Here is a 12,056-nt window from a genome sequence, read left to right on the forward strand (position 1 = left end):
ATTAAAGCTTGATGATCGGTGATTTTATGCTTTAAAATATAAGAAATGAAAGATAGATCAATTCATATCCTAAATTTTGTAGGGTTAGGTTTTTTTGAACCTGCAATAAGACTTGTGGCCGGAGAAGAGATAAAGAAAAATATGGTAGCCTTGTTTAAGAAAATACTCTTACCGATTTTATCTGTAGGGCTTTTCTTGATATTATGGCACTCTGGAGCTAGGTATCTATATAACATTGAAAAAAATGCGCGTATAGAAAAAGCACTTGTGGATCAAGGAGAAGCTGCTTCCTTAGAAATGAGAACCTGTATAGAGTCTGGTGATATTAGTTGTCAACCTAATACTTTGCCATCACCAGCACAAGTTTGGGTGGCTTATAAATCATTGTTGGCAGATCATAGAATCATATCTGAAAAGAAATCTGTATTTGCAGAAAAAGTTGCTGCCACAAATGAAAAACGTGAGTCTCAAGGTTTAACCGCTATAAAATACACAGGAAGACCATCTTTTGTAGATCAGATTTTGACAAGTTTGAAAACTGTTTTTGCAGGTTTTTTATTGGCGTTGTTTATAGCTGTTCCAATAGGGATAATGCTTGGATTAAGTAATACATTGCGGTCATCGGTAAATTGGTTAATACAAATTTTTAAACCTGTTTCGCCTGTGGTTTGGTTACTATTGGTTTTTATGATTGTTAAAACCCTAACTAAAAATTCTGATTCAGATAGTTCGTTTATCATTTCATTTATAAGTGTAGGACTTTGTTCTATGTGGGCAACATTAGTAAATACGAGTATGGGTGTATCATCTGTAGAAAAGGATTATATTAACGTTGCTAAGGTATTACAGCTTAGCGTAGGGCAAAAAGTCTTCAAAATCATCTTGCCGTCTTCTTTTCCTTTAATTTTTACGGGTTTAAGAATCACTTTGTCTGTTGCATGGATGGTTTTAATTGCTATTGAATTGTTAGCACAAAGCCCTGGTTTAGGTTCTTTTGTATGGGAAGAGTTCCAGAACGGAGCTAATGATTCAAATTCAAAAATTATTGTCGCAATGTTTGTAATAGGAATTATAGGGTTCTTGTTAGATAGAATTATGCTAACCATACAAAAGTTTGTGACATTTACTGAAGAAACTACTTAAAAAATTGATATATGGCATATATAGAACTTAGAAATGTTTCTAAATCTTTTGGTGTGGGAAAAAATCGTACTCAGGTATTATCTAATATCAATCTTGAAATTGAAGAAGGTGAGTTTGTTGCTATTGTTGGATTTACAGGAAGCGGAAAAACTACGTTAATTAACTTAATTTCAGGACTTATGATGCCCGATGAAGGAGAGGTTCTTTTTAAAGGTAAACCTGTTACAGGCCCAAGTCATGAACGCGGAGTGATTTTTCAAAATTATTCATTATTACCTTGGCTTAATGTTGGAAATAATGTCGGTATGGCTGTAAAAGAAGCTTTTAAAAAAATGCTAAGAAGAGATAGGAATAAAAGAGTAAAAGAATATGTTGACATGGTGAATTTACTTCCTGCAATCAATAAATTGCCAAAAGAGCTTTCTGGTGGAATGCGTCAAAGGGTTTCAGTTACTCGAGCGTTGTCGATGAGTCCAGAGGTGATTTTAATGGATGAGCCTTTAAGTGCATTAGACGCGTTAACACGAGGTAATCTTCAACAAGAAATTCTTAAGATTTGGAACAAGGATAAAAAAACAGCTCTTTTAATAACTAATGATGTTGACGAAGGAATTTTAATGGCGGATAGGATTATTCCTTTAAAACCCGGCCCAAAAGCAACTTTAGGTCCAGAGTACAAAATTAATTTGGAGCGCCCAAGAGATAAAACTGCTTTAAATCATAATGAAGAATATAAAAAATTGCGTAATGGTATTATTGAGTATTTAATACAAATTGGAGAACAACGTTCTTCGACAAAAAAAAACACTTACGTATTGCCAAATATTAAGCCTAAAATAAAGCCAATGCCTTTTCAAAGGATAAGTTTTAAATAAAAAAAATGTATGGAAGATATACTTGATAAATCTATTATTCGTAGAACGGATAATGGGCTGTTTGAAGATAAATATATGTTGGATATTTCTCAACTAACCAAAATCTATCCCACTCCAAAAGGTGATTATGTGGTGTTAGATGATTTGGATCTAAAAATAAAACATGAAGAATTTATTTCTATAATAGGTCATTCGGGTTGTGGAAAATCTACTTTACTTACAATGATAGCAGGACTTAATCCAATATCTAGAGGTACAATCGTTGTGAATAATCAAACAATAAAAGGACCAGGTCCCGATAGAGGTGTTATTTTTCAATCCCCTAGTCTTTTACCCTGGATGACTGCATATGAAAATGTAATGTTAGGTGTTAAACAGGTTTTTGCACATGGCACAAAAAAGGACAGAGATGATATCGTAAAATATTATTTAGCAAAAGTAGGTTTAGAGGACGCTATGCATAAAAAGGCTAAAGAATTATCACAAGGAATGCAACAACGTGTTGGTATTGCTAGAGCATTTGCAATTAAGCCAAAAGTATTGTTATTGGACGAGCCTTTCGGAATGTTAGATTCATTAACCAGAGGTGAGTTACAGGATGTATTGATTGAGGTGTGGAATCAAGAAAAAATTACTGCTATAATGATTACTCATGATGTGGATGAATCTATATTTTTGGCAGATAGAGTGATTATGATGACTAGTGGTCCCAGAGCAAAAGTTGGAGATATATTAGAAATTGATTTTGAAAGACCTCGTTTGCGTAAAGATGTGTTGGATCATCCAGATTATTATAAATATAGGGCTCACTTAATTAATTTTCTTGAGCATTAATTAGTTTTGGAGAATATTCTAATTATCAATTTTAGAATCTATAAACTTTAAAATTCTATTTTTAGTAAATAGTTTACTTGGTAATTATGAATATCATAATAATAGATATTAATACGTAATAAAATACCTAGTTAAATTTTTATTTTAAGTATTTGTACTTAGTTTTGATTGAAATATTTTAACTCTTAAATATAAAAAATCTAAAACTGAGTAATCATGAATAGTAATAGTAAATCTACAACGTTACAACTACTAAATTTTAAAAGCTTACCTATCAGAACCTTTTGGATCACCTCTGTGGCGTTCTTTCTGTGTTTCTTTGCATGGTTTGGGATAGTCCCATTTATGCCAGATGTAGTAAGAGATTTAGGCTTAACACCAGACCAAAAATGGAATTCGATAATAGTGGCGGTTTCAGGAACTGTTTTTGCTAGGTTGTTAATTGGTAAGTTGTGTGATAAATTTGGACCTCGTATTTGTTATACGTGGTTATTGATTTTAGGAGCTATTCCAGTAATTTTGATAGGTTTTGTTCAAACACCTATGCAATTTATTGTGTGTAGATTATTTATTGGTTTTATTGGGGCTTCATTTGTAATTACCCAATTTCATACTTCAATTATGTTTGCTCCTAATATAGTAGGAACTGCAAATGCAACATCTGCCGGATGGGGTAATCTAGGAGGAGGAGCTAATCGTTTAGGAATGCCATTAATAGCAGCAGCTGTTGTTAGTTTTGGTATTGCAGAAACCGATGCTTGGAGATATAGTATGATCATTGCTGGTGTGGTTTGTTTTTTAATGGGAATAGTATATTTCTTTTTTACTCAAGATACTCCAGATGGTAATTATAAAGAGTTAAAAGCAAAAGGAGAATTATTACAGCCTAAAAAAGACGAGGTTAGTTTTTTAAGTGCTGTTAAGGATTACAGAGTATGGATTTTGTTTTTGGTTTATGCAGCTTGTTTTGGTATGGAGCTAACCGTATATGGTACTATGGATGATTATTTACAAAATACATTTAATCTAGAACGTGTTACTGCTGGTAACCTAGTTTTATCATTTGCTTTAATGAATATTTTTGCAAGAACCTTAGGAGGTTTTTTCGGAGATAAGTTCGGAAAACTAAAAGGATTAAGAGGACGTGTACTTTTTTTAGCAATTATTTTAGGTATTGAAGGACTAATGTTATCTTTGTTCTCTGGAATGACTGGATTAACATTGGGAATTGTTTTTTTAGTAGGTTTCAGTTTAACGGTTCAGATGGCTGAAGGAGCTACTTTTTCGGTTGTTCCTTTTATAAATAATAAGGCCATAGGATCTATCTCTGGTATTGTTGGTGCAGGAGGAAATGTTGGAGCTTTTGTAGCGGCATTGGTGTTAAAGTCAAAATCTGCTATAGCAGAAAAAACGGCAATTGCTGCAAACCAAGATTTAGGGCAAGAAGCAGTAGAAGCAGCACAAGCAATAGCTTCTTCGCAAGCGGTCTCTAGTGGGTATTTTATTATAGGGATATTTGTTGTTTTTACCGCTGTTGTTTCTTTAGCTATTAAATTTTCTACTGAAGATGAAAAGGCAGTTGCTAAAGAAATGAAAAATATTCCCGCATATAGTTAAAAGAATAATTAAAAATATAAAATAAAATCTTAAGGATTTCGTTGTAAGATTTAGTGTTGAAACCTTAAAGGATTAGGTGACTTTAAGTGTTTCTTGTGTTGCCGGTTACAAGGAGTTGTAACCGGTTTTTTTAATATGAAAATTGATGAACAAGAGAATAGTTCTAATATCATTTTTAGACTATCCCAGTTTATTGAATTCAAGTTTATTTATGAGTTTGTAGGTAAGTTATTTTAAGTTAAAAAAAAATAACTTTAAATCATGTAACTTAAAAATTTCATATTCTTTAAGTTTATTTTGCTTTTGGCTTGAGAAGATTGTAATCAACTTTTTTGCCCATAATGCATAAGGGTACTTTTCTTAGCAACAGCTTTTTTAAATAATGGAATGATTGTAATTAAAAAGATAATTGGGATCATGATATAAATCCATTTAGGAATGGGAAAAGGATCGCCTTTAGCATAAGAGTGTAATCCTGATAGATAATAATTTACCCCAAAAAATGTCATAATAAGACTACCTAATGCTAGTAAACTGCAAACATTATATGTATATAGATAGTTTTTTGGGATAATAATTCTGATGTGTAATACAAACGAATATATGATTATACTTATTAACGCCCATGTTTCTTTGGGATCCCAACCCCAATATCTTCCCCATGATTCGTTAGCCCAAATTCCCCCTAAGAAAGTTCCAATTGTAAGCATATATAGGCCAATTGTACTTGTAAGTTGATTGGTGTTGGTTAATTTTTGAATTGTATTATCTGTTTCTTGCTTGTTTGTTAAAGTATAAATACACATTAAAAGAAGAGTAATTAATGACAGTAATGATCCTAATGCAAGAAACCCATAACTGGCTGTTATCACTGCTACATGAATTAAAAGCCAGTAGGATTTTAGTACAGGAACCAAGTTTGTGATTTCAGGATTCATTAGACTACCATGCGCTATTCCAAGTAGACATATAGCTAATATTGAGGCCGCAGCGGGAGTAAATGAGCTATTTTTGGAAAAACCAAAACCTGCTAGCATTCCTATCCAAGCAATAAAAATACTAGCCTCATACCCATTGCTCCATGGGGCATGCCCTGATATATACCATCTTAATGCAATTCCAAATGCATGTAAAATGAATACACCTACTAAGAAAAACATGACTACTGCAATAAGTCTTTTGATTGTTGTTTTATACTTTTTTAATATTCTTATGAAACTTAACAGCATTAATAGGCTACCAAAGCAAGTATATCCAATAAGGCACCATAAAAAAATATGATTTTTGTTGAACCAAATTTCTGTATTTACCTTTTTGTCAGATAATAAAATAGCTTTTCCATTTTTTTGTTGAAAACTTTTTATTAGTTCAATGGTTTCATTTGCCTTTTGCCAATTTCCTTTTTCAATTCCTAAATCGAGATAAGAAAAATAAGTGGGGATTATTTTGTTTACAAAATGTTTGTCGTTTTTGTTAAATTCAATTTCAGATGTTACGGGTGAGTACCATGTTAAATTGGGATCATCTATTTTTGGGAATATTTTTAAGAATTGACCATTAAAGATACTCCAGACAATATTTAGTCGCTCATCAATTTTTATAATATCTTTATCAAATACGGTTCTCTTTCCTGGGGATTTAGTGTAGGCAGAGGAGACCATTGATTTCAATTTGTAATTTCCTTTAAAATCAAAAAATTGTGAAGCGCTACTATGTCCAGACGTATTGATTTTTATTAATTCCTTTAACTTTGGGATAGCTTTTTTTTCAATTTTAATAAATTCTAATAACTGCCAAGAATCCGGTTTATACTGCATTCCGATAAACACTTGTATAGACGTTAACTGTTTTTTTTGATTTTCTTTATTAATGTAGTCAAAACTATTTTTGCCATATATTTTTCGGATTAATTCTAGAGCTAATGTGCTAATAGGTTTAATTCGACCTTGAAAATCCTGAACCTGTATCGTGGCAAATTTTTCACAATGGTGGGTGTCAATATATTGTCTGTTAACGAGTTCATAGGGTTTTAGTCCATGTAACTGTTGTGCTTGTGCAGCATTTAGTGTAGCTAAAATCAAACTAAGAAAACTATATATAATGTTTTTTTTCAACGTAAAAGCTTTAGTGTTAATCCAAAATGAGAGTTTTTCCAGAATAGACTTAATAACATACCAAGAGCTAATAAACTGTACCCGATGTAAGTGATTAATGTTCCCCAATAATCAAAATTTACAGAAAGAATAGTACCACTTTCATCTGGTAAATAAGCAGATTGAAAAAATCTATAACCTTTATGATCTAAAACATTGTTCATGAATATTGTATGATTCAACAATTTGTTTTTTTCTTGAATTTCTACATCACTATAAAATGCTGATGGACTATTTGATCCAGGATAGCGTTCTAGTTTAAAGTCTTTTAAGTAAATTGAAAAAGGAAGTTTAATGGGTTTAGCACCATACCTAAGTTTTAGATGAGTGCCATTAATAAAAAAAGTACTGAAAGGATTCATATAACCTGGGCCACCAAATAACGTAATTTCTTTATGATCAGCTCCAGATTTTGCTGAAATAATGATAGCGGCCTCAGGATTTTTTATTTCAGAATTCTTTTCTTCGGAAACAAGGGTTCGAACTTTGTTTTCGACTATTTTATTAAATACAATTTGAGTGTTATTTATTTTGCTGAGTGCTTTAAAATGGATAGGAGTAAGTTGATTTTTTGGATAGGAACCGGCTTTATTAAGAATCATAGAAAAATAGTCAGTGATTTCTGGGAAAGAAGCATGCCATGTTTCATTTTTTTTAGTAATCAAAATATCAGTTTTGAGTTTGTTTTGTGTATTAAAAGCAATGGATATTCCATAAATGTTTTCACGAGTCCCTTCCTGGATATAAAAGTCTTTTCTATTTTCGTTTTCAGCAATTACTATATGTAAATAGATATGCCCTGAAATGGTGTCTTTTAGTTCATATTTAGCTCTTGGTATATATTCTTTTAGTTCAAGTTCGATTTTTTTTCCTTCAAAATCGAAGTTTTCTGTTATATTGTTGAACCCTAACTCACTCATTAATATTGGTTTGCTGATATAACTTTTATTTATAGTGCCATTGCCAGCAATTACCTGAAGATAATTGTCAATAGAGATCATTCTATCATTAGATTCTCCTTCTTTGATCGTAATTAATGCCTCATAACCCTTATATCGAGTAATCCCGGCTCCTAATATGATAATGATAAAAGCAATATGAAACAGAAATATTGGGGCTTTTTGAATACTAAAAAGATTGTACTTTGCGATATTGCCTATAAAATTAATGACTAATAAAAGAAGCAGTATTTCAAACCATTTAGCATTGTATATTAGAGCCTTTGCAGTTTCGGTGTTATAATCGTTTTCTAGAAAAGTAGCTATGGCCATTGATATAGCAAATAAGAGTAATAATAATCCACTAAACCGACTAGAAAAAAGAGTATTTAATAGGTATTTCAATTAGTTTGTAATTAGTAGTTAATTCTTCATTCCGGTCTGCACCCATTTCTTGATAAGTTCAATATTACAACTATCTATTTTGACTCCTTTTTTATAGGGCATGGCGATATAACCTTTAGTATGAGTAATAGATCCAATAAGAACCCCAGACTTTCCGGATTTTTTTAAGCTTTCATAGTCAAATATTTTGTTTCTAGAAGCTTTTGTTTTATAAACATCTTGAGCATGACATAAAAAACAATCTGTTTCTATAATAGTTTTGATTTGTTTTGAATACGTAACTTCTTCTGGGATTTGACAAGAAATTTTGTTTTTACAAGAATTTAGAGTTGATATAGTTAAAAAAAGATAAGGGAAAATGGTTTTTTTAGAGTTCATGATAATCTGCTTTTATTTTGAATTGACATACTTAGTTTTCAATTTTAACCATTCATCTTCACTAAGAGGTTGATGTTTTTTTTTCGATGAAAAAGGATCTTTCCCTCCTTTTAGATAATTTTGTATTTCCTGTAGCGGAATAGTATCTTTTATTTTTTCTGCTACTTTGTATAGATGATTACCATGAAAATCATGACATTGTAAACAAGTATTCCATTGTTTATTAGCTATAAGAGTGCTGTGTGGAACATCTATAGGATCATTTTTGACTTCTAAATCGTAATGGCAATTAACACAAAAGTTTGCCTCAGCAAGAACAACTCTTGTATCATTATGTTCTCTATGACAAGTTTCGCACTGTGTGGCATCAATATTTGCAATTGCATCTTTAAATCTTGGTTCTAGAAATCGATGAGTTGGGTGCCGGTCATTTGGACGATCGTGACATGCGATGCATTTTTTATTATCAACATTTTGTGTTCCAAAATCCACTTTAGTTTTTCTGGTGCCAAAAGTATAAGCAATATTGGATTGTAACTGCTGAATTAAACTGCCTTTAGCATCTGTATGACAAGCATTACAGGATAAACCTTCATGACCGGTATTAAGGGGGCCTAAGCTTAGAAAATCTTCTGTCTGTTTTAAAGGTAGAATTATATACGTAATAATTGTAACCGTAATTCCAATTATTGTACCTACGTATTGTCTTTTTCGTAATGGGTTTCTGTTAAGCATGTACTTGTCTAATCGTTAATAAAACTTATGCTTACATTATTGGATCTTGGAAAACTTATACAAGTAAGTATATGTCCTTCTTCAACTTCTTCTTCTGAAAGAAAATGGCCATCTATCATTTTTACTGTACCAGATATACATTTTGCTTTGCAACTACTGCACATTCCTGATCTGCATGAATATGGTAGCATAATATTATTGGCCATAGCAGCTTGTAATATCGTTTTGTCTCCTTTGATATCAAGTATGTGTTTCTTATTATCATGATATATAGTGACAGCGCTTTCTAATTTTTTTGCATCACTTGATGTTATGAGGTTAGTATTGAAAGCTTCTAGTTTGATTTTGTCTCTTGTAATTCCTCTTTCTAAAAGAATTTCTTTGGCTTTATCCATAAACCCATGAGGTCCGCACATCATATAGTTTCCCTTCTCATAGGTTGCATGATGTTTTTTTAAGATGTTATCTACGAGTTCTTTGTTTAATAAATCTTGATGGTAATTAGGTTTCTCTGAACTCTTTTTTTCCAGAATATGTTCTACAGCAAAGGAATTAGGGTATTTCTCTTCTAAATTTTCTATTGCTTTTTTGAAAATGGTAGATTCTTCATTTCTATTGGCGTAAATCAAAATTATTTTGGATAAAGGCTCTTTTTCTAATACTGTTTTAATAATAGAAAAGATGGGGGTTATTCCGCTACCAGCTGCAAACAGGATATAGTTGAATTGTGTATTTTTGTTTGGTACTACATAAAAACTACCTGCTGGTTTTTCGATTTCTATTTTTTGACCTGGTTTAAGTGTGTCACAGATATAACTAGAAACTAGACCTTTTTCAACTTTTTTTACCGTTATTTTTAAAAAATTATCCGTTACAGGACTGCTGCTAAAAGAATAAGCTCTTTTTTCAATTTTATTTTTAATTGGGATTTTTACGGTAAGAAATTGACCAGCCTTATATCTTATTTTATTAAAAAAAAGATTGTTTTTTAATATTACACTAACAGTATCTTTTGTTTCTGGTATTATATCTTTAACAGTTAATAACATGAGATTTAATTTTTTATTTATAATAAAAGACGACACCTATATGAAAAAGGACTAAAAAAGTAATGAAGAACGAAAGTGCGACGTGTGTTATCATCCAGGATTGAAATATCCAGTTTTTTGTGCTTTTTATAATATCTAAATTAATAGTTCCGAGTATCATATTAATGAAAAATATATAGGACAAAAGTGCTAAGTAGCCATACCCAAATTCCATAGCATGGAGATAGAAAAAAATAGGAGATAGGATACCTACCCACTTGTGAATGTAGGTGAATTGCATTGCATACTTTCTCAGCCTTTTTGATATTCTTGTAAAAGTAAGTATCCATTGAAAAAGTATGAATGCGCTAACAAATACTCCAGACCATCGCTTATAATTTTCGTTAAGCTGTAAGTCATATAATACAACCCATCTCAAATTAAGAATGTATTGCAGTATATACACTAAGAATAGGATACTGCCAATAAGTATAAAACTCCCTGATTTATTCACTTTTATTTAATTCTTTAATTAGAAACTAGGTAATTGTTTTTTCTTTTGTCAGAATCTGCTAATAATTTTTCAAAGCTTTTATATGAAGTCAATTTTCTAACACTATCAATAAATACCTCAGCAGTAGGAAGAAAAAAACCTTTAGAAGGCCACTTATTTCCTATAGATGGTTTCGTGCTATCTATTTTAAAAGCTGCTATTTCATCAAGATATGCCGTATATATTGCTTTCGTTCCGTTTCGATACGCTTTAATAACATCAATTGCTTCTTTGTATGACAGTGAATCCGAAGGATATTGCCAGGTAGTTGCCCCCATTACATCTCCAAGTTTCCAATCTGTTTTTGTTGTGTTTTTATGCTCATTATGGCAGTTTACGCAAGGAGCAGCAACTGCTAAATCTGCAAACATTGATGTATATAGTTTTTGATCTTCCTCAAAGAAGTGTTGAGATTCTTTATTGGTTTTTATTTTCTCAAAGAGTTCGGCTTGTTTTCCTATGAACTTATTTGATGCATTGATAGGGAAATCAGATCCTAAATAGAGGCCTAAAGGAACGGGACTTTTTCTTATGTCAGATGATATTCCTCTTAAAAATAAAGCGGGAAGAGGACCAGCTTCAACTTCGTCATCTTGCCAGTCTTCATCAAATTTTAATCCTTGTTTTTTGCCTGCTCCAACAATGGCTTTGGTGTATAATGTCCGAGTAATATCATTTTCTTCTGCTATTAGAGTCAAAATTTCTGCAACAGCGAATACTTTATTAGATTGGGTAGTTGAAGATTTTTCTTCGGGAACACCGCCGCATGATTGAAGTGACAGAATGCTATTTATTGCCAAAAGAAAAACCAATTTTTTAATGCCGTAACGATTCATAATTTTTTTTTGATGAGTGTTTGTATTATTGTGTTGTCACAAGAGTTGTGTTAAGCTACTTCTCCATATGCAGCTGTTTTCATTACTGAAGCCATTACGTTATAAGTTTCGGTCCAAGCTTCTTTTACTTCTGGGGTGAAATCTTCTCCAAGCCCGATAGATAATGTTTCTAGTAAAGCTGCGCCGACAGTATCATAATGAGAAACTTCTACATTGTATCCAACATGAGTTTTTCCTAAGTTTTCTAGTATTGGAATTAGTTTGTCTAGCTGAGTTAAACCTGAAACAGCTGAAGCGAGCATAGTCATTAACTTATTTCCTTGTCCCTTCATAGCTTCGGGATTTGAGGCAGGGAATAACTTTTCCAACTCTGGATCCAATTCAAAAAGTTTATCATAAAAAATTTTTGCAGCTGTTTCTGCTATTGGGGCAACTTTTTCAAAAGATGATTGTACCAATTCAATTGTTCTTTTTTCCATAATTATATCATTTATAATTTTAAAATAAATACTTAAGTATTAATACTTAATTTTGATCAAATATATTTGAACTAAACTTAAA

General features: G+C 31.7%; 11 protein-coding genes. 4 read left to right on the forward strand and 7 right to left on the reverse strand.

The window, feature by feature from the left end; genetic code table 11:
* Positions 1–45 precede the first annotated feature (45 nt).
* The 4 genes from D1816_RS00195 (at position 46) to D1816_RS00210 (ending at position 4,469) form a co-directional block, all read left to right on the forward strand.
* Complete coding sequence (locus D1816_RS00195; RefSeq protein WP_066311313.1) at positions 46–1,143, forward strand: ABC transporter permease; 1,098 nt, start codon at positions 46–48, stop codon at positions 1,141–1,143.
* Between the two features lie 11 nt (positions 1,144–1,154).
* Positions 1,155–2,018, forward strand: a complete 864-nt coding sequence (locus D1816_RS00200) for an ABC transporter ATP-binding protein (protein ID WP_118500744.1) — start codon at positions 1,155–1,157, stop codon at positions 2,016–2,018.
* Positions 2,019–2,027: 9 nt separating this feature from the next.
* Complete coding sequence (locus D1816_RS00205) at positions 2,028–2,852, forward strand: ABC transporter ATP-binding protein (protein WP_066311308.1); 825 nt, start codon at positions 2,028–2,030, stop codon at positions 2,850–2,852.
* Between the two features lie 216 nt (positions 2,853–3,068).
* Positions 3,069–4,469: an MFS transporter gene (locus D1816_RS00210; protein WP_066311305.1), complete on the forward strand. Its 1,401-nt coding sequence runs from the start codon at positions 3,069–3,071 to the stop codon at positions 4,467–4,469.
* A gap of 323 nt (positions 4,470–4,792) precedes the next feature.
* On the opposite strand, the gene D1816_RS00215 is transcribed toward D1816_RS00210, so the two are convergent.
* The 7 genes from D1816_RS00215 to D1816_RS00250 all read right to left on the reverse strand — a co-directional run bounded on the left by D1816_RS00215 (position 4,793) and on the right by D1816_RS00250 (position 11,974).
* Entirely contained in the window at positions 4,793–6,583 is a 1,791-nt protein-coding gene (locus tag D1816_RS00215; protein ID WP_118500745.1) for a cytochrome c biogenesis protein, read from the reverse strand.
* The gene (locus D1816_RS00220) at positions 6,580–7,965 is read right to left on the reverse strand and encodes a cytochrome c biogenesis protein ResB (protein ID WP_233565261.1); all 1,386 of its coding nucleotides are present in this window, start codon (positions 7,963–7,965) and stop codon (positions 6,580–6,582) included. The genes D1816_RS00215 and D1816_RS00220 overlap by 4 nt, the downstream gene beginning before the upstream one ends.
* A gap of 18 nt (positions 7,966–7,983) precedes the next feature.
* On the reverse strand, positions 7,984–8,343 hold the full coding sequence (locus D1816_RS00225) for a hypothetical protein (protein WP_066311299.1): 360 nt from the start codon (positions 8,341–8,343) through the stop codon (positions 7,984–7,986).
* A gap of 12 nt (positions 8,344–8,355) precedes the next feature.
* Complete coding sequence (locus D1816_RS00230; protein WP_066311295.1) at positions 8,356–9,078, reverse strand: cytochrome c3 family protein; 723 nt, start codon at positions 9,076–9,078, stop codon at positions 8,356–8,358.
* Positions 9,079–9,086: 8 nt separating this feature from the next.
* Positions 9,087–10,127, reverse strand: a complete 1,041-nt coding sequence (locus D1816_RS00235; protein WP_118500747.1) for a ferredoxin--NADP reductase — start codon at positions 10,125–10,127, stop codon at positions 9,087–9,089.
* Positions 10,128–10,634: 507 nt separating this feature from the next.
* The gene (locus D1816_RS00245) at positions 10,635–11,495 is read right to left on the reverse strand and encodes a DUF3365 domain-containing protein (protein WP_066311288.1); all 861 of its coding nucleotides are present in this window, start codon (positions 11,493–11,495) and stop codon (positions 10,635–10,637) included.
* A gap of 50 nt (positions 11,496–11,545) precedes the next feature.
* Positions 11,546–11,974 (reverse strand): globin family protein, encoded by a 429-nt coding sequence (locus D1816_RS00250; RefSeq protein ID WP_066311287.1) that lies wholly within the window; start codon positions 11,972–11,974, stop codon positions 11,546–11,548.
* Positions 11,975–12,056: the final 82 nt, after the last annotated feature.

Origin of the sequence: Aquimarina sp. AD10 (genome assembly GCF_003443715.1) — a bacterium.
Taxonomy (GTDB): domain Bacteria; phylum Bacteroidota; class Bacteroidia; order Flavobacteriales; family Flavobacteriaceae; genus Aquimarina; species Aquimarina aggregata.

Bases quoted from the DNA above. Each gene is read 5' to 3' on its own strand.
- D1816_RS00250 (WP_066311287.1), bottom strand. From the start codon at position 11,974: ATGGAAAAAAGAACAATTGAATTGGTACAATCATCTTTTGAAAAAGTT.
- D1816_RS00245 (WP_066311288.1), bottom strand. From the start codon at position 11,495: ATGAATCGTTACGGCATTAAAAAATTGGTTTTTCTTTTGGCAATAAAT.
- D1816_RS00225 (WP_066311299.1), bottom strand. From the start codon at position 8,343: ATGAACTCTAAAAAAACCATTTTCCCTTATCTTTTTTTAACTATATCA.
- D1816_RS00235 (WP_118500747.1), bottom strand. From the start codon at position 10,127: ATGTTATTAACTGTTAAAGATATAATACCAGAAACAAAAGATACTGTT.
- D1816_RS00210 (WP_066311305.1), top strand. From the start codon at position 3,069: ATGAATAGTAATAGTAAATCTACAACGTTACAACTACTAAATTTTAAA.
- D1816_RS00200 (WP_118500744.1), top strand. From the start codon at position 1,155: ATGGCATATATAGAACTTAGAAATGTTTCTAAATCTTTTGGTGTGGGA.
- D1816_RS00230 (WP_066311295.1), bottom strand. From the start codon at position 9,078: ATGCTTAACAGAAACCCATTACGAAAAAGACAATACGTAGGTACAATA.
- D1816_RS00205 (WP_066311308.1), top strand. From the start codon at position 2,028: ATGGAAGATATACTTGATAAATCTATTATTCGTAGAACGGATAATGGG.
- D1816_RS00195 (WP_066311313.1), top strand. From the start codon at position 46: ATGAAAGATAGATCAATTCATATCCTAAATTTTGTAGGGTTAGGTTTT.